Genomic DNA, 21,774 nt, shown 5'->3' on the forward strand with positions numbered 1-21,774 from the left:
GGGCCGCTATCGTAGTGACCCACAATCGCTGCATGGCGTCTGATGGAATCCCGACCGACGAAGAACTGCTGATCTTGCTTGCCCGGTTGGAGCACGAGCCAGCCGATGCGCTGGAATCGCAGTGGCTGGATTTCAAGCCCTGGCACGAACCCAAGCAGGAACTGAAAGTGGCCTGCGAATACGCGGCGTGCTTCGCCAATGCGCAGGGCGGTGTGATTGTGTTCGGCGTGGCGGATAAGGTGCGCGGACGAGAGGTCGCGATCCACGGTGCGCAAGGCTTCGACCTGGACCTGTTCCGGCGCGGGATCTATGAAGGCACTCGTCCAGCGCTGAGCGTTTCAGCGACAGTCTTGCCGGTTGCTGAGGGCACGGGGCAGTTGCTGGTGATTCGCGTACCCAAGGGCGACATGGGGCCATATGGAACCTCAGCCGGCTTGTTCAAGCAGCGCGAGGGGAAGAACTGCATGCCGCTCGATCCACGCGGGTTCGCTCGCGCTCGGGTGAGCACGGGGGAAGTGGATTGGAGCGGCGCGGCGGCAACTGGCGTCGGCATCGGCGATCTGGACCCGGTGCAGATGGCTCGTGCCCGCAATGTCCTGCGTACGAAGGATCCCGCCTCAGGCCTGCTTGACCTAACCGACGCGGACTTTCTTGCGGGGCTCGAGGCGGTTCGTGATGGCCAGGTGACTCATACCGGCCTGCTGCTGTTCGGGCGTCGCGACGTGCTGGCCAGGAGCTGCCCGCAAGCCCAGTTCCACTACGTGCTTTTGCGAGACGAGACGACCGTCGCGCGCAATGACATCGATCGTCTGCCTCTGCTGGAGATCGTCGAACGCATGGAGCAGGTTTTCCAGGGGCCGCTCAATCCTGAGGAAGAAATTGCGCTGGGCTTGTTCAAGCTAAGGATTCCACAATTTCCTCTTGAGGCCGTGCGGGAGGCGGTTTTGAACGCGTTAACGCATCGCGACTACTTGGACCCGGGCGAGGTGCTGGTGCGGCACTCGGTAGACGAGTTGGTGGTGACGAGTCCCGGCGGATTCATTGCCGGCATCTCGCCTGAAAACATCCTGCGCCACGAACCGAAGGCCCGCAATCGGACCCTGGCCAATGCTTTCGTGAAGCTCCGGCTGGTGGAATCTTCAGGGATCGGGCGCAGGCGGATCTATCGCTCGGCGCTGGAGTTTGGCAAGCGCCGGCCCGCCTACAGTGCATCGTCAGAAGCCGTGACCTTGCGCATCTTCAATCGCGGTGCCAATCCGCGGCTCGCACGCATGGTCTCGGAACTGGGTGCCGCTGGCGCGCCGATTTCGCTGGATCACCTGCTGGTGCTGGACGCGCTTTTACAGAAGGACCATATCGATACGGCCGCCGCAGCTGAAGTGCTGCAAATGAATCGCGATGATGCCCGCTTGGTTCTGGACGCGATGACCGCGGCTACGTTGGGCCTGCTGGAGCGCCGTGGACATACACAGACGGCAACCTTCCATCTGGCCAAAGGCGTTGCTACGGGCTTGAAAGGCAAGGCGGCCTACACCCGGACGCGTGGCTTGAATCCGGTGCGTTATGCCGAAATGGTTCGGGAGTATCTGAAGGACCATCGATTCATTACCAATGCCGAGCTTCGCCAATTGCTGGGTCTGGGCGGGTCGGCCTCAGCGTCGGTCGAGGCCTCGCGCCTGCTCGGCAAGTGGTGCGGTGACGACGGATTCCTGCAAAAGCATCCACCGGAGAACCGCCCGCGGTACTCGCTGAAGGACTCGCAGGCATGAGCTTGTTAACAAGCCGTTTAGCGATCCGCTTAACAAGTTGTTTAGCAATTGCTAAACCGAACTTGAAAATGCCAATCAAATCAACGCTCCACGTTCTCTCGGTGCTAAGCGCATGAGGATGATCCCGGTGGGTTTGGTGAGCATTCGCCGCCGCCATCTGCTTTTGGGCGCCCTGCCCACCGCTCTGCCCGCATGGGCGCAGACGCCGCGCCGCACGCTGGTGCAGGCCATGGCCATCGACGACATGATCTCGCTGGACCCGGCCGAGAATTTCGAGATCAGCGGCAGCGAGATGATCGGCAATCTGTACGAGCGGCTGGTGCAGTTCGATCTCGACGACCCGAGCCGGCTCAGCGGCCAGCTGGCCGAGGGCTGGAGCCTGAGTGCGGACGGCCGTGGCTACGACTTCCGCCTGCGCGAGGGCCTGCGCTTTGCCTCGGGCAACCCGCTCACCGCGGCCGAGGCGGTGTACTCGCTGCAGCGCGCGGTGCGGCTGAACAAGACGCCGGCCTTCATCCTCACCCAGCTGGGCTGGAGCGCCGCGAACGTGGCGCAGATGGTGCGGCAGACCGGCCCGCTGAGCTTGTCGCTGAGCGTGCGCGAGGCCTTCGCGCCGAGCTTCGTGCTCAACTGCCTCAGCTCCACCGTGGCCTCCGTCGTCGACCAGCGCATCGTGCAGGCCCGGCCCGAGGGCTGGCTGCGCCGCAACAGCGCGGGCTCGGCGCCCTGGGTCCTGCGCGACTGGCGTGCCGCCGAGATCGTCGTGCTGGACCGCAACGAGGCCTTTCACGGCACCAAGCCCCGCATCGAGCGTGCGATCTACAGCCACGTCAAGGAATCGAGCATGCAGCGGCTGATGCTGGTGCGCGGCGACGTGGACGTGGCGCGCAACCTGTCGCCACAAGACATCCAGGCGTTGGCTGCCAACCCGCAGATCAAGCTGACCCGTGTCGCCAAGGGCACGGTCTACTACATCAGCCTCAATCAGAAGAACGCCTACCTGGCCCGGCCCGAGGTGCGCGAGGCCTTCAAATGGCTGGTGGACTACGAGGCGCTGGGCGCCACCCTGATCCAGGGCATCGGCCGGCCGCACCAGAACTTCCTGCCGCACGGCCTGCTGGGCGCCAGCGACGCGGCACCCTACAAGCTGGACGTGGCGCGCGCTAAGGCGTTGCTGGCCAAGGCGGGCCTGCTCGAGGGCTTCACGGTGACGATGGACGTGCGCAGCAGCCAGCCCGTGCAGGGCATTGCCGAGGCGGTGCAGCAGTGGGCCGGCCGCGCCGGCATCCGGATCGAGATCCTGCCCGGCGACGGCAAGCAGACGCTGACCCGCTATCGCGCCCGGAAGCACGACCTCTACATCGGCGAATGGGGCGCCGACTACTGGGATCCGCACACCAATGCCGACACCTTCGCCCGCAACCCCGACAACAGCGACGGCGCGGCCCAGCAGCCGCTGGCCTGGCGCAATGCCTGGGACATCCCGCAGCTGACGCGCGAGACCGACGCGGCCCTGCTGGAGCGCGATACCGCCCGCCGTGCGGCCGACTACGAGCGCCTGCAAGCGCGGTTCCGCGCCGAGAGCCCCTTCGTGATGATCTACCAGCAGCAGCAGGTGGCGGCCGCGCGCGCGGGCGTCGAGGGCCTGCGGCTCGGGCCTACGTCGGACACCACCTTCCTCGCGCCGGTGAGCAAGCGATGAGGAAATTCGCGGGGCTCCTCGCCAGCCTGCTGCTGACCGTGCTAGGCCTGCTGGCCGTGACCTTCCTGATCGGCCGCGTCGTGCCCACCGATCCGGCGCTCTCGGTGGCCGGCGATCGCGCCACCGCCGCGCAGCTGGCGGCGGTGCGCGAGGAACTGGGCCTCAACCGGCCGCTGTACGTCCAGTTCGGCCGTTATGTGGCGGCCGTGGCGCAGGGCGACCTGGGCGCATCGCTGTTGACCGGCAATGCGGTGACGAGCGACATCGCGCGCGTCTTCCCGGCCACCTTGGAGCTGGCCACCGTGGGCATCGTCTTCGGTGCCGCCATCGGCATTCCGCTGGGCGTGTGGGCGGCCGTGCGGCGCGGGCGGCTGGCCGACCAGCTCGTGCGCCTGATGGGCCTGGTGGGCTACTCGGCACCGATCTTCTGGCTGGGGCTGATGGCGCTGGCGCTGTTCTACGCGCGGCTGGGCTGGGTGGGTGGCCCCGGGCGCATCAACGTAGGCTTCCTCTACAGCGTGGAGCCCCGCACCGGCCTGATGCTGGTCGACTGTCTGCTGGCCGGCGACTGGGAAGCGCTGCAGAGCGCCGCCTCGCACCTGGTGCTGCCGGGCGCGCTGCTGGGCTATTTCTCGCTGGCCTACATCAGCCGCATGACGCGCAGCTTCATGCTGAAGGAGCTCTCGGCCGAATACGTGGTGGCCGCGCGTGCCAAGGGCCTCAGCGAGGCGCGCATCGTCTGGCGCCACGCGCTACGCAACGCGGCCGTGCCCCTGCTCACCGTCGTGGCGCTTAGCTATGCCGGCCTGCTCGAAGGCTCGGTGCTGACCGAAACCGTGTTCTCCTGGCCAGGCCTGGGCCAGTACATCACCAACGCGCTGCAGAGCGCCGACATGAACGCGGTGCTGGGCGGCACCCTGGTGGTGGGCGCGGTATTCATCGGCATCAACCTGCTCAGCGACCTGCTCTACCGCTGGCTGGACCCGAGGACGCGGTGATGACCATAAACAACTTGCAGTTCCAGGCCCGGCTGCGCCGTGCTCACGAGGCCTGGCAGGTGTTCGCGCGCAACCGGCTGGCGCTCGTCGGCCTGGGTCTGGTCGCGCTGCTGGCCGTGGTCGCGCTGCTCGCGCCGTGGCTCGCGCCCTTCGATCCCACGCAGGGCGACCTGCTCAAGACGCGGCTGCTGCCGCCTTCCGCCGCGCACTGGATGGGCACCGACGACCAGGGGCGCGACATCCTCTCGCGCCTGCTCTGGGGATCGCGCATCACGCTGTTCATCGTCGTGCTGGTGGCCGTGCTGGCCGCGCCGATCGGCCTGGCCGTGGGCACGGCGGCCGGCTTCTTCGGCGGCTGGGTCGATCAGCTGCTGATGCGGCTGACCGACATCTTCCTGGCCTTCCCGCGGCTGATCCTCGCCCTCGCGCTGGCCGCGGCGCTCGGCCCCGGCATCGAGAACGCGGTGCTGGCGATCGCGATCACCTCCTGGCCACCCTATGCGCGCATCGCGCGGGCCGAGACGCTGTCGATCCGCCAGGCCGACTACATCGCCGCGATCCGGCTGGCCGGCGCCTCGAACCGCCGCATCCTGTTCGGCCACGTGATGCCGCTGGCCCTGCCTTCGCTGATCGTGCGCGTGACCCTGGACATGGCGGGCATCATCCTCACCGCCGCCGGCTTGGGCTTCCTGGGCCTCGGCGCGCAGCCGCCCTCGCCCGAGTGGGGCGCGATGATCGCCGCGGGCCGCGCCTACGTGCTGGACCAGTGGTGGGTGGCCGCAGGCCCCGGCGCGGCCATCTTCGTGGTGAGCCTGGCCTTCAACCTGCTGGGCGATGGCTTGCGCGATGCGCTCGATCCGAAGGGGGGCGACTGATGCTCGAGGTCCAGAACCTGCGCGTCAGCTACCCCGCACGCGACGGCGGCTTGATCGAGGCCGTGCGCGGCGTCTCCTTCACGCTGGGCCGTGAGCGGCTGGCCATCGTCGGCGAATCGGGTTCGGGCAAGTCGCAGACGGGCCGGGCGATCCTGGGTCTGTCGGCGCCGGGTGCGATCGTCACGGCCGATGCGCTCCGCTTCAACGGCACCGAGCTGCTGCGCTGCAGTCCGGCGGAGCGACGCGCGCTGCGCGGTCGCAGCATCGCGATGGTGCTGCAGGACCCGAAATACTCGTTGAACCCGGTGATGCGCATCGGCGAGCAGATCGCCGAGACCTTGCGCGCGCATCGATCGGTGAGCCGCGCGGAAGCGCAGCGGCGCGTGCTGCAGGCGCTGGCCGACGTTGCCATCACCGACCCCGAGCGCGTGGCGAAGCTCTACCCGCACGAGGTCTCCGGCGGCATGGGCCAGCGCGTGATGATGGCGATGATGCTGATCGCCGAGCCCGAGCTGCTGATCGCCGACGAGCCGACCTCGGCGCTGGACGTCACCGTGCAGCTGCAGGTGCTGGCCATCCTCGACAAGCTGGTGCGCGAGCGCGGCATGGGCCTCATCTTCATCTCGCACGACCTGCGCCTGGTCTCCAGCTTCTGCGACCGCATCCTCGTGATGTACGCCGGCCGCGTCGTCGAGGAGATCGAGGCGACGAAGCTGCACGAGGCGAAGCATCCGTACACGCAAGGCCTGCTCGATTGCCTGCCACGGCTCGGCGCGCCGCGCCATCCGCTGCCGACCTTGCAGCGCCAGGAGTCGTGGAAATGATCGGGCTCAAGGTCGACAAGCTACAGGTCCGCTTCGGCGACTTCACCGCCGTGCATGAGCTGAGCTTCGAGGTGGCGCCCGGCGAGAGCTTCGGCCTCGTCGGCGAATCGGGCTCGGGCAAGTCCACGGTGTTGCGCGCGATCTGCGGATTGGCGCCGCGTGCGGGCGGGCACATCGAGCTCACGGGCGCCGAGGGGCAACTGCCCATCAGCCGCCGCGTGCAGATGGTGTTTCAGGACCCTTACGGCTCGCTGCATCCGCGCCAGACGGTGGACCGCATGCTGGCCGAGCCGCTGGCGATCCACCGCATCGGCGATGCGGAGCGGCGCATCACGGCGATGCTCGACGCCGTCGGCCTCGGCGCGGCCTTTCGCTTCCGCTACCCGCACCAGCTCTCGGGCGGCCAGCGCCAGCGTGTTGCCATCGCCCGCGCGCTGATCCTGGAGCCCCAGCTGCTGCTGCTGGACGAGCCCACTTCGGCGCTCGACGCCTCGGTACAGGCCGAGGTGCTGAACCTGCTGGAGGCGCTGCGCCGCGAGCGCGGCCTGAGCTTCGTGATGGTCAGCCACGACCTGGCCGTGGTCACCCACCTGTGTGAACGGTTGATGGTGATGCGCCAGGGGGGCGCGGTCGAGACGCTGGCCGCGCCAGCGTTGGCCCGCGGCGAAGTGGGAGAGGCCTACACGCGCGAACTGATGAAGGCCTCGGCCGGGTTCGTCCGAACCTGAGCGAAACCAGCCTATCCTTGCACCCGGAGGATAGACGTCGATGAAGTTGATAGACGCCGCTAGCGTGCGCCGCGCGCTGGCCTTCAAGCCACTCGCCGCCGCGCTGGAAACGATGTGGGTCACCGGCTGCGAGCAGCCGCCGCGCCACGTCCACCAGGTCGGTCGCGACCTCACCATGCTGATCATGCCGGCCTGGCAGGCGGGCCGTTACCTCGGCGTCAAGCTGATCAACATCAATGCCGCCGCGCGCGGCATGCCGGGCCTGTTCGCCAGCTACAACCTGTTCGACGCGCAGACCGGCGTGCCGCTGGCCACGATCGACGGCACCGAGCTAACCGCGCGGCGCACGGCCGCCGTCTCGGCGCTGGCGGCGTCGAAGCTGGCACGGCCCGACGCGCGCCGGCTGCTGGTGCTCGGCGCCGGCCGTGTCGCCTGCCTGCTGCCGCAGGCCTACCAGGCGCTGTTCCCGGCGCTGGACGAGGTGATGGTCTGGGCGCGCCGGCCCGAGCAAGCGCTGGCGCTGGCCGAGCGCTTGATGGACGAGGGCCTCAACGCCCGCGCGGTGCCAGGTCTTGCCTCGGCCATCCAGCAGGCCGACATCGTCTGCAGCGCCACCGCCGCGACCGAGCCGCTGGTCCGCGGCGAATGGCTGGCGCCGGGCAGCCACCTCGATCTGCTCGGCAGCTTCACGCCGGCGATGCGCGAGGCCGACAGCGCCTGCTTCGGCGGCGGTGCTTCGGTCTGGGTGGACAGCGAAGAGGCGCTGGCCAAGAGCGGCGACCTGGTCGTGCCGCTGAAGGATGGCGTCATCACCGGCGTGAGCGGAACGCTGGCCGACCTCTGCCGCGATGGACCGGGCCGCTCGAACGCGCAACAGCGCACGGTGTTCAAGGCCGTCGGCACGGCGCTGGCGGACCTGGCCGCGGCGGTGCTGGTCTACGAGTCTTCGTAGACATCCTCGGCCGGGTGGGTGCCGAACGACCCACGCCAAGCAGGAACGCCGTCGTGCCGGCGTCATTGGCGCGCTCCAGACTGGAATGTCCCCAACACCTGTCTGGAAGCCGCACGATGAATCCGCTCGCCATCACCTCGAAGCCCGCCCTCCTGGCCCTCGGCGCCGCCCTGCTGCTGGGCAGCTCCCTGGCGCAAGCCGCCAGCGACTGGTCGCTCGTCAGCGCCGATGTCTTCAAGGTGCCCGACGCGATCTACCGCACGCAGGGCATGACGACCGACGGCAGCAATCTGTACTTCTCCTGGCAGTACGGCCTGGAGAAGACCGACATGGCCTACAAGGTGCTGGCCAGCAACTCGTCGGCCATCCCGTTCTCGTCGGGCATCCCGGACGCGCTGAGCGCGCAGGGCTACAACCACATCGGCGACATCGACGTGGCCAACGGCACGATCTACGCGAGCCTCGATTCATCCACCTCCGGCTACAACACGCCCGCCGTCGCGCTCTACCGCGCCAGCGACCTCGGCTACACCGGCACCTACTTCACCTTGAACCCGCCGCACGGCACGCACGATGTGGCGAGCTGGGTGGCCGTCGATGCCGGCGCGAACCTGGCCTATGGCATGGCCTACGGCAATGCCACCGAGATGGCGGTCTACAACCTGAACGACTTCTCCTTCGTCAAGTACATCAGCCTCAACCAGTCGCTGGACCAGGTGCAGGGCGGCAAGATCTTCGGCGACTGGATGTACATGGCCTCGGACGATTCGTCCCGCTCGGTCTACCGCGCCAACCTGCTGACCGGCGCCGTGGAGACGCTGTTCAGCGTCAAGCAGCCGTACTCGCAGGAGGTCGAAGGCCTCGCCGTCACGGCCGATGCCCAGGGCAACCCGCTGATCAACGTGCTGGTCATCAACGATCCGAACAACAGCGGCCAGAACCTTGCCGACCCGGCGCTCAACGTCACGCTGTACCACTACGGCGTGGCCGTCGCCGTGCCGGAGCCCGGTACCGCCGCGATGGCGCTGGCCGGCCTGCTGGGCCTGGGCGGGCTGGTGCGTCGTCGTCGCGGCCAGGTCTGACCGGGTTCAGTTCCAGTCGATCCGCGAGAAGAGCCGCTGCAGCCGCTCGGCCTTGGTCGGGTTCAGCTGCGCGGCCCAGCCGATGCGGCCCTGCAGGTGGGCGCGCCAATCGGCCCGGCCGTCTCGGTTCTGCGAGGCGGGCCCGAGGCGCACGCAGTTGTGCAGCACGGCCTTCAGCCGGTCGAACTCGTCGCGCGGCAGGTTCGTGCGCTCGTTGACGACGACGCCGCAGGCCGATTGCCGCTGCGAGGCGGGCAGGCAGCGGCTCTTGCGATGGTTCAGCGCGAAGCCTTCCTCCCGCGCGATGCGGCCGACCCAGGCTTCGATGCGCGCCGCCGCCGCGCGCAGTGAGGCCGGGCCGGAGAAGACCAGATCGTCGGCATAGCGCGTGTACTTGGCGCCGAGCGATGTGGCCAGGCCCTGCAGCCGCAGGTCCAGCCCGAAGGCGCAGAGATTGGCCAGCGCCGGCGAACTTGGCGCGCCCTGCGGCAGGTGCGGGTCGCGCAGCTTCTGCGCCTGCTCGAACGAGAGGCCGCCCTCGGCCCGCAACCGCAGCAGCACGGGTTCCGGCGTGGCGACGGTGCACAGCGCCGTCAGGTCGCGCGCCACCGTCTGCGGGTAGCCGAGCGCCGCGAACAGCGCGTGGACGCGCGCGGCACGCACGCTGGCGAAGAAGTCGCGCAGGTCGAAGCGCAGCAGCACCGCCTGGCCCTGGTGCGCCCGCGCGTGGTCCAGCACCGAGCGGCCGCGCACATAGCCGCAGGCCGCCTCGTGCGGCGGGATCGCGTCCAGCAGCGTCGCGAGCAGTCGCCGCTGCACCGCCTTCAGATAGGGCTCGGGCGCTTCCAGCAGCCGCCAGCCGCCGCTGCGCTTGCGCAGCAGATGGCTGCGGTAGTGCTGCTCGCCCAGCGGCGTGCGGCGCTGCCAGGCGGCCGGGCGGGTCAGGCGCCAGAGGCCGGCCGGGGTCAGGGCTAGACCGGCGGCCAGCGCGCCGGTGTGCGGCCACGCCGGCAGCGCACAGGTCCGCAGGGCCAGCGGCGGCAGCGCCATCGGCGCGGCCTCGCGCAGCAGGTAGTGGCGCACATAGGGCGGTGACTCGGCACCGGCCGTGGTGGCCTTGGTGAAGCCTTCGTCGCGTTCGATCAGCGTCGCCAGGCCACGTGCTTCCAACCGCAGCCACTGCAGGTGCGGCAGCGCCGCGCAGCGTGCGGCCAGCGGTGGGATCCATGGCGCCGCCACGTCGCCGAGACAGCGGCGCATTCGCGCGGCCAGGCCGGCGGTGGAGGGCGGACCGGCGAGCATCGCGCGGGCGAGGGCGAGGGCGATCAGTCGGGCGGGACGGGCAGGACGGGTCATAGGGGCTCGTCTAGGGTGCGGCACGCCATCCAAGCTGCGGGTGATGCATGAAGGTTGTGGCGCAGCGCGCCATGGCCTTCCTGCCTCGGAACTGCCTGCCAATGAGATGACCGCGGGGTGACCCCGCGGCGCGAGGGCGCCGACGGATCGGTCCTTCGCAAGACCTTGGAAAAGCGGCCGCGCGAAGATCATAGGTTGGGCTCTGCTCATCGCCACTAAGATCCAGCGCATGAAGCTTGCGCTGATCGCCCACGACCACAAAAAGGACGACATGGTGGCCCTGGCCGCCGAGTTCCTCGACTACCTGAAAACCTGCCAGCTGATGGGCACCGGCACCACCGGTGGCCGCCTGAACGGCGAACTGGGCCTGGACGTCGAGTGCCTGCTCAGCGGCCCGCTGGGCGGCGACCTGCAGATCGGCGCGCGCCTGGCCGTCGGCGAGGTCGACGCGGTGATCTTCCTGCGCGACCCGATGACGCCCCAGCCGCACGAACCCGACATCAACGCGCTGGTCCGCGCCTGCGACGTGCACGATGTGCCCTGCGCCACGAACCTGGCAGGCGCGCGGGTGATGTTGCGGGCGTGGAGCGCTGCCTCGCCCAATCCGGCCGCGATCGTCTAAAATCTCCGGTTCAGCCTTTTTGGATGGCTGTTTTTCTGCAAATTCAACGGAGCCATTCATGGGCAACAAGATCGTTACCGAAGCGGATCGCCAAGCGACGCCGCGTCCCGCCGCCCCGAAGGGCGTGACCTTCACGACCGGCCGCGGCCAGAAGTGCAGCCTGGAGCGCGGCTCGCACACCCGCTCGAAGAAGAACCCCGGCAAGCGTCCGCACTCGGGTTGAGTCCCGCGCGCTTCGCGCCCTGATGATGCCCCGTCGCCCAAAGCACGGGGCATCGTTCATTTCCAACATGCCTGATCGCTCACCATGATCCGCATCACCGAACTCCGCCTGCCGCTGAACCATGCCGAAGGCGAATTGCGGCCCGCCGTGCTCGCCCGCCTCGGCGTCAAGGCCAAGGACCTGCTGAACTTCACCGTCTTCAAGCGCAGCTACGACGCGCGCAAGAAGGCCGCGATCGTGCTGATCTACACGATCGACTGCGAATTGGCCAAGGAGGCCGACGAGGCCGCCGTGTTGAAGCGCCACGCCGGCGACCCGCACATCAAGCCGACGCCCGACACCGGCTACAAGTTCGTCGGCCATGCGCCGGCCGACTTCCCCGCGGACAAGCGCCCCGTCGTCATCGGCTTCGGCCCCTGCGGCATCTTCGCGGCGCTGATCCTGGCGCAGATGGGCCTGCGGCCCATCGTGCTGGAGCGCGGCAAGCAGGTGCGCGAGCGCACCAAGGACACCTGGGGCCTGTGGCGGCAGAGCGAGCTGGATCCGGAATCGAACGTGCAGTTCGGCGAGGGCGGCGCCGGCACCTTCTCGGACGGCAAGCTGTGGAGCCAGATCTCCGACCCGCGCTTCCTGACGCGCAAGGTGCTGACCGAGTTCGTCAAGGCCGGCGCGCCGGAGGAGATCCTCTACGTCAGCAAGCCGCACATCGGCACCTTCCGGCTCGTCTCGATGGTGATCAAGATGCGCGCCGAGATCGAGCGCCTGGGCGGCGAGATCCGTTTCCAGCAGAAGGTGGCCGACGTGATGATCGACAAGGGCCAGGTCCGCGGCGTCACGCTCGAATCGGGCGAGCAGATCGCCACCGATCACGTCGTGCTGGCGCTGGGCCACAGCGCGCGCGACACCTTCCGGATGCTGCACGAGCGCGGCGTCCACATGGAGGCCAAGCCCTTCTCGATCGGCTACCGGATCGAGCATCCGCAAAGCGTGATCGACCGCGCCCGCTTCGGCCCCAACGCCGGCAACGAGATCCTCGGCGCGGCCGACTACAAGCTGGTGCACCACGCCAGCAACGGCCGCTCGGTCTACAGCTTCTGCATGTGCCCGGGCGGCACCGTGGTGGCGGCCACCAGCGAGCCGCAGCGTGTGGTCACCAACGGCATGAGCCAGTATTCGCGCAACGAGCGCAATGCCAACGCCGGCATCGTCGTGGGCATCGACCCGCAGGACTACCGGCAGGACGGCAAGCGCGACGGCAGCCCGGTGAACCCGCTGGACGGCATGGCCTTCCAGCGCATCTGGGAAAGCCGCGCCTACGAGCTGGGCGAGGGCGGCTACCGGGCGCCCGGCGCGCTGGTCGGCGACTTCATCAAGCGCCAGCGCAGCACGGTGCTGGGTGGGGTCGAGCCTTCATACAAGCCTGGGGTCACGCTGACCGACCTGCAGCAGAAAGGCAATGGCAGCCTGCCCGAGTACGCGCTCGATGCGATCCGCGAGGCGCTGCCGGCGTTCGAGCGGCAGATCAAGGGCTTCTCGATGGCCGATGCTGTGCTGACCGGCGTCGAGACCCGCACGTCCTCGCCGCTGCGGATCACCCGCGGGCGGGACTATCAGAGCCTGAACACGCGGGGCCTGTATCCGGCCGGCGAGGGCGCGGGTTACGCGGGCGGGATCATGTCGGCCGGTGTCGACGGGATCGAGGTGGCCGAGGCCTTGGCCAAGGATCTGCTCAAGCTCGGTTAACTAGGGCGTGGACTGGTGGGCGAAGCTCAGCACCTTCGTCACCTGCCAGCGCCCGTCGGGCTGCAACTGCCACAGATGGGCGAAGCGGGCGAGGCCGTTGCAATGGCCTGAGCCCTGGGCGGCGCAGAAGCGATGGGAGCCCATCACCAGCGCGCCGTAGTTCTTCATCTCGTGCACTTCCAGGCTGCCGGCCACCAGTTCGCGCCGCACCTTGCCGCAGATATTGGCCTTGACGGCCGCCGTCACGGCCTCGGCCCCGCGCATCGCGCCGCCCTCGTCATGGAAGAACTCGACGTCGTCGGCCAGCAGGGCCTGGAACTTGTCGAGCTCGCAGCGGTTGTAGGCGCCGAAGAGCTCGGTGTCGAGCTGCGCCTGGGTGCGGTAGAGGGGCGCGTCGTGGGGCAGGCCGGACTGGGTTTGCGCGTACGTGCTGCCGAGGGCGGCGGTGAGCAGGAAGAGGGCGGCGGTCTTGTGGAGTTTCATGGCGCTGAGGGCGGCGTTGTGGAGCGTGGAGCATGGCCGCGCGGCTTGCTCATCTCCAGCTGCATGCGACAGGCTGCAGCGGCGCTGGCACAGGCTACAGCCCTACCTGATCACCGACGGCTTCGCCCGCTCCCGATAGAACTCGTCAAACTGCCGGGCATGCTGCTGGCGCGCCTCAGGCGTCAGCGCGTTCAGTGCCAGCCGCTTCAGCAGCGCGGCACCGGCCGGCGTGCCGATGGCGCGGTCGATGCCGCGGATGGCGGCCAGGCCCCAGGGGGTGCGGGGGCAGGCGATGCCGGCGTGCACCATGCCGCCGGCCCCGGCGACCGGCAGGCTCACCAACTGCCGCAGCTGCGGTTCTTCGCGCTGCTGCAGGCCCAGTTCGTTGTCGAAGTCGATCGACCAGTCGGCACGGTTGAGGGCCAGCATGGTGAAGATCTGGCTGCCGAAGTCACTGGACGAGAAGCGGTGCAGCGAGGGACTGGAGGCCCCCGCCGGCGCTGCCAGCAGGGCGTCGAGCCCGCGGCCGTAGCTGCGACCGTCCACCAGCAGGCCGCGCAGCCGGCCTTCGGCCAGCAGCCGCGCCAGGTCGGCTTCGCCGGCGGCATTGCGAGGCACGGCGGCCAGCCGGTCGCGTCGCACGATCAGCTGCTGCGGCGGGCCGATCAAGGTGTCGGTGAAGTAGGCGATCTTCTCGCGCTCCGGGGTGCGCACGGAGGCCGGCTGGCAGACGTGCTCGCCCAGCGCGATCATCTGCCAGGCGCGACGCGCGTTGGCCCGCACCGTGGCGTAGCGCACCTGAGGCCAGGCCGCCTCGATGAACTGGTGCAGCTCCTCGATCGTCGCCGTCTCGGTGTCCGGGCTGTTGGCGCTCGCGCCGGAGAGCCAGGTGATCTGCTCGACACGGACCTCCCGTTGTCGCTGCTGTGCACCCGACCGCGCCGCGGTGAGTGCAAGCCCGGCGGCAATCAGCAGGCTTCTGCGCATGGCCGGCTCGCGTTCAGGGCTGCGCCAGCATCAGGTCGATCAGCTCGCGCGCGAACTCCAGCGCCTCCTCGGGCGTGGCGAAGTAGTACTCGCCGCCGAGATCGGCCACGTCACCGTCCGGGCCCACATGGACGACAGCCCAGCCCTCCGCGCCGCCGCCGATGGCGCAGACGCCGAAGCTGCCCGGCGCCAGTTCGCGCGCGCTGCCCGCGGTCACGAAAATGTCCCGGCCCTGGTGTTCGTAATATCGCTTCATCATCGAGGCGGCATTGTCGGGCCATCGCGGTGGCCGTCGATGTAAAACGTTATGCTGGATCGACACCAAGGAGTACGCCCATCATGAAGGCCATCTGGAACGGCATCACCATCGCCGAGAGCGACGACACGGTCGTCGTCGAGGGCAACCACTATTTCCCGCCCGAGTCGCTGAAGCGCGAGTACACGACGTTCAGCAACCACCGCACGAGCTGCCCCTGGAAGGGCCAGGCGCAGTATCTGAGCCTGCTGGTCAACGGGGAGATGAACCCCGACGCGGTCTGGTACTACGCCGAGCCGAGCGAAGCGGCCAAGGAGATCAAGGGCCGCTACGCGTTCTGGAAGGGCGTGAAGGTGGTCGAGTAAGCCACCAGCCGGTGAGTTATCGGGGCCACAGCACCCACAGCCTTAGCGGCTGCTTGGTTTTGGAGGCCTGGGCCTCCGCCAGCTCGCCCCAGCCCCAGAAGTAGTCGACGCGCACCGCGCCGACGATGGCGCTGCCGGTGTCCTGTGCCATGGCCAGTCGCCGCAGCGGCGCGTTGCCGGGCGGCGGCTCGCGGCTATCGAGCCAGACCGGCGTGCCGTAGGGCACCGATTCCTTGTCCACGGCCACCGAGCGGCCCGGCGTCAGCGGCACGCCCTGGCCGCCACGCGGGCCGACGCTGGGGTCCGGCAGTGCCTCCTCGCTGAAGAACACGTAGCGCGGGTTGCGCCACAGCAGCTCGTTGAGCCGCTGCGGATTGCGTTGCGCCCACTCGCGCACGTAGGCGCGCGGCGCCGCACCACCTTCGCCGCGCCACTCGCCCATCTCGGCCAGCGCGATGCCCAGCGGCTTCAGCAGCTGCTCGTTGTGGCCGCCGAAGGCCACGCGGCGCCATTCGCCGTCGGCCAGCCGGATGCGGCCGGAGCCCTGGATCTGCAGCACCTGCAGGTCGATCGGGTCCTCGATCCAGGCCAGCGGGCGCAGCTTGCTGCGCAAGGGCTCGCTCTCGATCTGCTGGCGCGTCGCCAGGCGCTGCTTGGGATCTTGCGGCGCGGCGAGCAGCGGCACGCGGAAGCTCGCGTCCGGCTTGCGGCGGGCTTCCAGCGCGGGTTCGAAATAGCCGGTCATCAGGCCCTGCGTCTCGCCGTCGGGAGCCTGCACCTGCCAGGGCTGCAGGTGCTGCATCAGCCAGATCGCGGCCTCGGCGTCGTCGGCCGGCGGGGTCAGCAAGGCGCGGGCGCACAGCTCGGCCCAGCCGGGCGCCGGGCGGGCGCAGCCGCGCAGCAGGGCCGGCCACAGCTCGGATGCATGGTCCTCCCCCCAGCCGGGCAGTTCGTTCCAGTCGGCGGCGACCCAGCGGGCGTGGCCGCGCTGCATCACGGCGCGTGGGCGATCCGGTGCGGCCGGCGTCGTGGTGGCGGGCGCTTGCGTCGAGGGAGCGGCCGGCTTGGGTCGATCCGGCGGCACCGTCACCGAGGTGCAGGCCGCCAGCAGCAGCGCTGCGCCTAGAATCGCCGCCGCTCCCTTCACCGAGAACGACGAACCGATGGATGTGATCCTGCTCGAAGCCCTGGTCGCACTGCTGCTGCTGGTGTTCATCGTCTGGTGGACGATGTTCTCCGGGCGCAAGGGCGGCGAGCGGCGCAAGGATCGGGACGAGGACACCGATCAGTCCTGAACCTTGCCGGCGACCTGCCGCGGCGGCACGAAGAAGCTCAGCGGCCGCGCCCTGAAGCGCCGCCAGATCGCCGCGCGCACGCGGTGGCGGTCCGCCAGCTGGATGCCGCTGGAGCGCAGCGCCACCTTGAACGCGAGGTAGAAGCTGACGCTGATGTTCAGCGGGCCGGTCAGCACCGTGGCCAGCACGCACCACCAGAACTCCGGCCGCTGCAGCACCGACGCGCCGAGGGCGCCGGCCGCGGCGGAGAGCTGGCCGGAGGACAAGGTGACGTGCCTTACCTCCAGCGGCACGCCGATGAAGCCCAGTAGCGCCGGCACCAGGCCCAGCATCAGGCCGAGGCTGACGTTCGCCGCCAGGCTCGAGATGTTGTTGCGCCACCAAGCGGCCCAGCGCTGCGCGCGGGCGGGGCCGAGCCGGGCGATCGCCCTGGGGTTCCAGGCGATCGCGGCGTCGAGCCGGTAGAACACGAACCAGTTCTCGACCCAGCCGGCGATCACGCTGCTGGTGAACAGCAGCACGCCGGTGAAGGCAGCGAACAACAGCGAGGGGCCGAGGAAGCTCAGCGAATGCAGCACGTATTCGGCGTCCTTGGTGCCGACCAGTGGCATGCCGAACAGCTGCCGGCAGGCGAGCTGTACGCACAGCACCAGCGGCACGACGACGATGAGGTTACCCACCAGCCCGGCGAACTGCGAGCGCAGCAGGTGCACGACCTCGTCGACGAAGCCTTCCAGGCCCTCTTGCTGGCCGATGTCGCGCAGCTTGTGCGCCATCGCCGGCGCGGTCATCGCCGGCTGCTTGGTCGCCACGGTCCAGTGCAGCAGGTGGATGAGCAGGAAGCTCGTCGCGTAGTTGACGCCGGCCCAGGCGCCGCTCCAGAACGCCGACATGCCCAGCGCCAGGATCGCGAACTTGGCGAAGGTGGTGATGGACATCATCAGCCCGCCGCCTGCCGCGCGCGCGAGCATGTCGCGGTACTCGGCGCGGTTGCGGGTGATGTAGTGCTCGCCGCTCTCGGCGCTGCGCTCGGCCATCTTGCGGGCCAGCAGCGAGTAGTGGCGCGCGAACAGCTGGCGCACGCTGCGCCGCGCATGGGCCGCGCGCGCCAGGCTCACGGACAGCCGCTGCAGCTCGCGCCGGGGCTCGTCGGAGATCAGGGCGTTCAGCAAGGCCTCGATCCGCTGCGTGCGGGCGCGCAGTTGCTCGACCTCGAACATGATGTCCACCGAGACGCCATAGGCCTCCAGGTGCTCGGGCACGCTCAGCGCCGCCTCGCGGCAGCTGTGCAGCAGCGCGCGCAGGAATTGCGAGGCGCGCAGCATCGCGGCGCGGTCGCCCGCCCGCAGTGCCTGCACCAGCTCGTCGTTGGCGCGCGAGAGCTGCTCGAAGGGCTGGTTGGTCAGCAGCTCCGGGCCCATGCGCTGGCGCAGCGGGCCCGACAGGCCGGCCGCCTGCACGGCGCTGACCAGCACGGTCATCGCGCGGGCCATCGTGCCGCGCCAGGGGATGTCGCTGGCACGGCCCAGCAGGGCGGCCAGCCGCTCCAGCAGCGGCTCGTCGATCGCCTGCAGCCACAGCAGGTCGTCCTCCTCGTCGAACCACTGGCCGAACAGCTCGGCCATGTCGTCGGTGTCGACGGTGCCGGGCAGCACCTTGAGCCGCAGGCGCAGCAGGAACTCGCTCCACAGCGCCATCCGCGCGGCGAAGCCGACGTCGGCGAACAGCGCGGTGCCGTCCATGTCGCGCCACAGGCTCACCCAGGTGGCGGCGAAGGTATCGGCGTGCTCGGGGTGGCGCTCCAGCACGTTCAGCAGGTGCTTCAGGCGCAGGATCGGCCGCGGCGTGCGGGGCGCGTCCTCGGCGCCTGCGGCCGCCCCGGCGGGGGCATGGCGCAGCCACTGCAGCAGGCGTGCGAACCAGAGATTGCGGGCGGGTAGCTCGGCCTTCGGGTCGGCTGCGTTCAGGAGGGCGGTGAGGTCCCAGGTCTGGGCGCGAGGGGCTTTCGCCATCAATGCAGGCTGGCGCTGTCGGCCAACAGGAACTCGGGCACCTCGGTGTAGAAGATCTCGGCGTCCTCGGTCACGCAGAGGAAGCGGCCCTTCATGCTGCCCTGCGGCGTGTCGATCTGCGCCCAGGAGCTGTACTGGAACTTCTGGCCCGGTGCCAGCAGCGGCTGGTGGCCGACCACGGCCAGGCCGTTCACCTGCTGGATCCCGCTGCGCGCGTCGGTGATCTCCCAGTGGCGGCCGATCAACTGGGCGGTGATGTCACCCGTGTTCTCGATCGTGATGGTGTAACTGAAGGCGAACTTGCCTTGGGCGGGGTCCGTCTGCTCGGGCAGCACCTGGACGACGACGCTGCATGTGAATTGAGGGCTTGCCATGGGGACCCATTCTAGAAGCCGGGGCGGCTATGCTGTCAGTATGACGAGAGCGCAGGGAGCGATCGCAATGGGGACAAGGTGGGCCGGCATGCTGGCCGCGGCCTTGCTGTTGCCACTGCTTTCCGCATTCGCTGCCGATACCGCGCCGCCGATCGTGCTGCGCACGGTGCAGCAGAGCGGGGCGATCGGCAAGTACGGTGCGCCCGGCGAAGCGCAGATGCCGGGCCTGTGCCGCGAGATCCTGACGGCCATCGAGCGCATCGACCCGCGTCTGCACTTCACCGGCCTCGCCACCCACGCGCCGCTGCGCCGCATCGAGCGGATGCTGGCGCAGGACGAGATCGACGTGTTCCTGTGCCTGCTCAAGTCGCCCGAGCGCGAGAAGCAGTGGCGCTACCTGCCGGTGCCGCTGTACCGCATCCGTCACGTGCTGGTGCAGCGCATCGACGACCCGGCGGAGTACCGCAGCCTCGTCGAGCTGGCCGAGCCCTCGCGGCGCAAGCCGGTGCTGGTCGGCCAGGGCACGCTGCTGCGCGACACGCTGACCCGCGCCGGTGTCGCCAGCAGCGAGCCGCCCAGCGAGCGCGAGGCGCTGAAGATGCTGGCGGCCGGGCGCAGCGATGCGGTCTACGGCCAGGATGTGAACCTGCTGCGCATGGTGCGCGAGTCCGGCCTCGCCGATCGCCTGCGTGTGGCGCCGACCTCCTTCTACGAGGAGTACCAGTACGCCGTCGTCTCGCAGAAGCTCTCGCCCGAGCTGCAACTGCGGTTGACGCAGGACCTGCAGCAGCTCGAGCGCGAGGGCACGCTGAGGGCGCTGGCTGACAAGTACAAGTAAGAAGCATGAGTGAACAACAACACACCCACTACATCCCCGAGGACGGTCGCCCGCGCTGCCGCTGGTGCGCCGCCGCGGCCGGCGATGCCGGCTACCTGCGCTACCACGACACCGAATGGGGCTTCCCGGTCGACAGCGACTTCCGCCTGTTCGAGAAGCTGTGCCTGGAAGGCTTCCAGTCCGGCTTGTCGTGGCGCACGATCCTCAACAAGCGCGAGTCGTTTCGCAATGCATTCGCCGGCTTCGACTTCAACAAGGTCGCCCGCTTCGGCGAGAAAGAGGTCGAGCGCCTGCTGCAGGACGCCGGCATCGTCCGCCACCGCGGCAAGATCGAGGCAGCGATCAACAACGCGCAGCGCTGCGTCGAACTCGTCGCCGAGCAGGGCTCGCTCGCGCACTACATCTGGAGCTTCGAGCCCGTGGCGCTGGATGCTCCCGAGCACGCAACCGAGACCGAGGCCTCGCGCAAGCTCTCCAAGGACCTGAAGAAGCGCGGCTGGAAGTTCGTCGGCCCGACGACGATGTACGCTTTCATGCAATCGATGGGCATGCTCAACGACCATGCCATCGGCTGCGTCACGCGCGACGAGGTCGCGGCGAGGCTTAAGAAGTTCAAGCGGCCTTCGAAACTAAAATCGGCTCCATGAGCACCACCACCCACCGCATCGCCCCCAGCATCCTCTCCGCCGATTTCGCCCGCCTGGGCGAAGAAGTGCGCAACGTGCTGGCTGCCGGCGCCGACTGGATTCACTTCGACGTGATGGACAACCATTACGTGCCGAACCTGACCTTCGGGCCGATGATCTGCGAGGCGCTGCGCAAGCACGCGGTGAAGCCGGACGGCGCGCCCGCACCGATCGATGTGCACCTGATGGTGGAGCCGGTCGATGCGCTGGCCGTGGCCTTCGCCAAGGCCGGCGCCGACCTGGTCAGCTTCCATCCCGAGGGCACGAAGCACGTGGACCGTACCCTGCAGCTGATCAAGGCCGAAGGCAAGCAAGCCGGGCTGGTGTTCAACCCCGCCACGCCGCTGGACGTGCTGGAGTGGGTGATCGACAAGGTCGACCTGGTGCTGATCATGAGCGTCAACCCGGGCTTCGGCGGACAGAGCTTTATCCCCGCGGCGCTGAAGAAGCTGGAGGCCGCGCGCAAGATCATTGATGCCAGCGGCCGCGACATTCGCCTCGAGATCGACGGCGGCGTGAAGGTGGACAACATCCGCCAGATCGCCGATGCAGGTGCCGACACCTTCGTCGCCGGCTCGGCGATCTTCGGCAAGCCCGACTACAAGGCGGTGATCGACGCGATGCGCGCCGAACTCGCCAAATGAGCCCGGCGGTCCTTTTCGTTTGCCTTGGGAACATTTGCCGCTCGCCAACCGCGGAGATGGTGCTGCGCGCGCGCATGCCCGAGCTGAAAACCGTGGCCTCGGCCGGCATGAGCGCCGTCGGTGGCCCGATGGATGCGCGTGCGGCCGCAGCGCTGGAGCGCGCGGGCATCAAGCCGGCGAAGAAGTTCCGTTCGCGCCAGTTCGATACCGCTGATTTCGAGCGTTATGACCTGATCCTGGCGATGGACCGGCACAACCTCGCCGAGCTGCTGTCCAAGCGCCCTGAGGGTGCCCGCGCCCGGGTGCAGCGCCTGCTGGACTTCGTGCCCGAGCTGCAGGGCCAGGATGTGCCGGATCCGTACTACGGCCCGGCGGCAGGTTTCGATCACGCGCTGAAGCTGATCGAGCAGGGCATCGCCGCGATGGGCGATTCGATTCGGCGCGGCTTGTAAGCAGCCGTCCCTGGCTGACCGGCGCAGCCCTTCGCTTCCGACCTCGGTCCGCGCTTCCGTCCTACACCTGCCGCATGGGCCGGCTCCTAGAGTTGCTGCACCTTGAGCAACAACCGAGGAGATTCCCATGGTGGAGACCTCTCGACACGCCCTGGCCGCTGCGGCGCTGGGTGCTGTCTTGCTGGCCGCATGTGCCAGCACCCCTAAGCCCGATGCGGAGCTGGCGATCTCGAACGCCGCCGTCAACAGCGCTTTGAGCGCCGGTGCTGCCGATGCGGCGCCGGATGAATTGCGCACCGCCCGCGACAAGCTGGACCGTGCGCGCGTGCAGCGCGATTCCGGCCACAACGACATCGCGCTGGCGCTGGCCCGCGAGGCCACCGTCGATGCCCGCCTCGCCGAGCAGAAGGCGCTGGCCGCGCGCACCCGCAAATCCGCCGAAGACCTGAGCCAGGCCAACCGCGCGCTGGCCGACGAGGTCGCCCGCAAGTCGAACAACTAAAGGATC

General features: G+C 68.9%; 25 protein-coding genes. 18 read left to right on the top strand and 7 right to left on the bottom strand.

Annotated features, from left to right (window positions below; translation table 11 throughout):
- The first annotated feature begins 32 nt into the window (after nt 1-32).
- The 8 genes from SNE35_RS11295 to SNE35_RS11330 all read left to right on the top strand — a co-directional run bounded on the left by SNE35_RS11295 (nt 33) and on the right by SNE35_RS11330 (nt 8,930).
- A complete protein-coding gene (locus tag SNE35_RS11295) occupies nt 33-1,769 on the top strand; it encodes an RNA-binding domain-containing protein (RefSeq protein ID WP_320423001.1) in 1,737 nt (578 codons plus the stop codon).
- Between the two features lie 136 nt (nt 1,770-1,905).
- Complete coding sequence (locus SNE35_RS11300; protein ID WP_320423002.1) at nt 1,906-3,471, top strand: ABC transporter substrate-binding protein; 1,566 nt, start codon at nt 1,906-1,908, stop codon at nt 3,469-3,471.
- Complete coding sequence (locus tag SNE35_RS11305) at nt 3,468-4,469, top strand: ABC transporter permease (protein ID WP_320423003.1); 1,002 nt, start codon at nt 3,468-3,470, stop codon at nt 4,467-4,469. The genes SNE35_RS11300 and SNE35_RS11305 overlap by 4 nt, the downstream gene beginning before the upstream one ends.
- On the top strand, nt 4,469-5,344 hold the full coding sequence (gene nikC, locus SNE35_RS11310; RefSeq protein WP_320423004.1) for a nickel transporter permease: 876 nt from the start codon (nt 4,469-4,471) through the stop codon (nt 5,342-5,344). Before SNE35_RS11305 ends, nikC begins: the two co-directional genes overlap by 1 nt.
- A complete protein-coding gene (locus tag SNE35_RS11315) occupies nt 5,344-6,168 on the top strand; it encodes an ABC transporter ATP-binding protein (RefSeq protein WP_320423005.1) in 825 nt (274 codons plus the stop codon). Before nikC ends, SNE35_RS11315 begins: the two co-directional genes overlap by 1 nt.
- Nucleotides 6,165-6,896, top strand: coding sequence for an ABC transporter ATP-binding protein (locus SNE35_RS11320; protein WP_320423006.1), 732 nt, complete (start codon nt 6,165-6,167; stop codon nt 6,894-6,896). The genes SNE35_RS11315 and SNE35_RS11320 overlap by 4 nt, the downstream gene beginning before the upstream one ends.
- Before the next feature lie 40 nt (nt 6,897-6,936).
- Complete coding sequence (lhpI, locus tag SNE35_RS11325) at nt 6,937-7,848, top strand: bifunctional Delta(1)-pyrroline-2-carboxylate/Delta(1)-piperideine-2-carboxylate reductase (RefSeq protein WP_320423007.1); 912 nt, start codon at nt 6,937-6,939, stop codon at nt 7,846-7,848.
- A gap of 116 nt (nt 7,849-7,964) precedes the next feature.
- Entirely contained in the window at nt 7,965-8,930 is a 966-nt protein-coding gene (locus SNE35_RS11330; protein ID WP_320423008.1) for a PEP-CTERM sorting domain-containing protein, read from the top strand.
- 6 nt (nt 8,931-8,936) lie between these two features.
- On the opposite strand, the gene SNE35_RS11335 is transcribed toward SNE35_RS11330, so the two are convergent.
- A complete protein-coding gene (locus tag SNE35_RS11335; RefSeq protein ID WP_320423009.1) occupies nt 8,937-10,286 on the bottom strand; it encodes a reverse transcriptase family protein in 1,350 nt (449 codons plus the stop codon).
- A 229-nt stretch (nt 10,287-10,515) separates the two neighbouring features.
- Here SNE35_RS11335 and SNE35_RS11340 point away from each other — a divergent pair, with 229 nt between their 5' ends.
- The 3 genes from SNE35_RS11340 to SNE35_RS11350 all read left to right on the top strand — a co-directional run bounded on the left by SNE35_RS11340 (nt 10,516) and on the right by SNE35_RS11350 (nt 12,874).
- Nucleotides 10,516-10,908: a methylglyoxal synthase gene (locus SNE35_RS11340; protein WP_320423010.1), complete on the top strand. Its 393-nt coding sequence runs from the start codon at nt 10,516-10,518 to the stop codon at nt 10,906-10,908.
- A 58-nt stretch (nt 10,909-10,966) separates the two neighbouring features.
- Nucleotides 10,967-11,131: a hypothetical protein gene (locus tag SNE35_RS11345; protein ID WP_320423011.1), complete on the top strand. Its 165-nt coding sequence runs from the start codon at nt 10,967-10,969 to the stop codon at nt 11,129-11,131.
- Nucleotides 11,132-11,215: 84 nt separating this feature from the next.
- Nucleotides 11,216-12,874: an NAD(P)/FAD-dependent oxidoreductase gene (locus SNE35_RS11350; protein ID WP_320423012.1), complete on the top strand. Its 1,659-nt coding sequence runs from the start codon at nt 11,216-11,218 to the stop codon at nt 12,872-12,874.
- Here SNE35_RS11350 and SNE35_RS11355 read toward each other — a convergent pair whose 3' ends face one another.
- The 3 genes from SNE35_RS11355 to SNE35_RS11365 all read right to left on the bottom strand — a co-directional run bounded on the left by SNE35_RS11355 (nt 12,875) and on the right by SNE35_RS11365 (nt 14,603).
- Entirely contained in the window at nt 12,875-13,357 is a 483-nt protein-coding gene (locus SNE35_RS11355) for a nuclear transport factor 2 family protein (RefSeq protein ID WP_320423013.1), read from the bottom strand.
- Between the two features lie 102 nt (nt 13,358-13,459).
- Nucleotides 13,460-14,344: a hypothetical protein gene (locus SNE35_RS11360; RefSeq protein ID WP_320423014.1), complete on the bottom strand. Its 885-nt coding sequence runs from the start codon at nt 14,342-14,344 to the stop codon at nt 13,460-13,462.
- A gap of 13 nt (nt 14,345-14,357) precedes the next feature.
- On the bottom strand, nt 14,358-14,603 hold the full coding sequence (locus tag SNE35_RS11365; RefSeq protein WP_320423015.1) for a hypothetical protein: 246 nt from the start codon (nt 14,601-14,603) through the stop codon (nt 14,358-14,360).
- Between the two features lie 80 nt (nt 14,604-14,683).
- Here SNE35_RS11365 and SNE35_RS11370 point away from each other — a divergent pair, with 80 nt between their 5' ends.
- Entirely contained in the window at nt 14,684-14,965 is a 282-nt protein-coding gene (locus SNE35_RS11370) for a DUF427 domain-containing protein (RefSeq protein WP_320423016.1), read from the top strand.
- Nucleotides 14,966-14,981: 16 nt separating this feature from the next.
- On the opposite strand, the gene mltA is transcribed toward SNE35_RS11370, so the two are convergent.
- Nucleotides 14,982-16,049, bottom strand: coding sequence for a murein transglycosylase A (gene mltA / locus SNE35_RS11375; RefSeq protein WP_320423017.1), 1,068 nt, complete (start codon nt 16,047-16,049; stop codon nt 14,982-14,984).
- Here mltA and SNE35_RS11380 point away from each other — a divergent pair.
- A complete protein-coding gene (locus SNE35_RS11380) occupies nt 16,030-16,260 on the top strand; it encodes a hypothetical protein (RefSeq protein ID WP_320423164.1) in 231 nt (76 codons plus the stop codon). The two genes, mltA and SNE35_RS11380, sit on opposite strands and share 20 nt — an antisense overlap.
- Here the strand turns inward: SNE35_RS11380 and SNE35_RS11385 are convergent.
- Nucleotides 16,251-18,272: a site-specific recombinase gene (locus tag SNE35_RS11385; protein ID WP_320423018.1), complete on the bottom strand. Its 2,022-nt coding sequence runs from the start codon at nt 18,270-18,272 to the stop codon at nt 16,251-16,253. The genes SNE35_RS11380 and SNE35_RS11385 overlap by 10 nt on opposite strands.
- Complete coding sequence (apaG, locus tag SNE35_RS11390; protein WP_320423019.1) at nt 18,272-18,646, bottom strand: Co2+/Mg2+ efflux protein ApaG; 375 nt, start codon at nt 18,644-18,646, stop codon at nt 18,272-18,274. Before apaG ends, SNE35_RS11385 begins: the two co-directional genes overlap by 1 nt.
- 67 nt (nt 18,647-18,713) lie before the next feature.
- On the opposite strand from apaG, the gene SNE35_RS11395 reads away from it, so the two are divergent.
- From SNE35_RS11395 to SNE35_RS11415, 5 genes are all read left to right on the top strand, one after another.
- Nucleotides 18,714-19,484: a substrate-binding periplasmic protein gene (locus SNE35_RS11395; RefSeq protein ID WP_320423020.1), complete on the top strand. Its 771-nt coding sequence runs from the start codon at nt 18,714-18,716 to the stop codon at nt 19,482-19,484.
- Between the two features lie 5 nt (nt 19,485-19,489).
- Nucleotides 19,490-20,131, top strand: a complete 642-nt coding sequence (locus tag SNE35_RS11400; protein WP_320423021.1) for a DNA-3-methyladenine glycosylase I — start codon at nt 19,490-19,492, stop codon at nt 20,129-20,131.
- Nucleotides 20,128-20,814: a ribulose-phosphate 3-epimerase gene (gene rpe / locus SNE35_RS11405; protein WP_320423022.1), complete on the top strand. Its 687-nt coding sequence runs from the start codon at nt 20,128-20,130 to the stop codon at nt 20,812-20,814. The genes SNE35_RS11400 and rpe overlap by 4 nt, the downstream gene beginning before the upstream one ends.
- Nucleotides 20,811-21,266, top strand: coding sequence for a low molecular weight protein-tyrosine-phosphatase (locus SNE35_RS11410; RefSeq protein ID WP_320423023.1), 456 nt, complete (start codon nt 20,811-20,813; stop codon nt 21,264-21,266). Before rpe ends, SNE35_RS11410 begins: the two co-directional genes overlap by 4 nt.
- A gap of 127 nt (nt 21,267-21,393) precedes the next feature.
- Nucleotides 21,394-21,768 (top strand): DUF4398 domain-containing protein, encoded by a 375-nt coding sequence (locus SNE35_RS11415; protein ID WP_320423024.1) that lies wholly within the window; start codon nt 21,394-21,396, stop codon nt 21,766-21,768.
- Nucleotides 21,769-21,774 lie beyond the last annotated feature (6 nt).

The sequence above is a fragment of the Roseateles agri genome (assembly GCF_034043675.1).
GTDB lineage: Bacteria > Pseudomonadota > Gammaproteobacteria > Burkholderiales > Burkholderiaceae_C > KK5.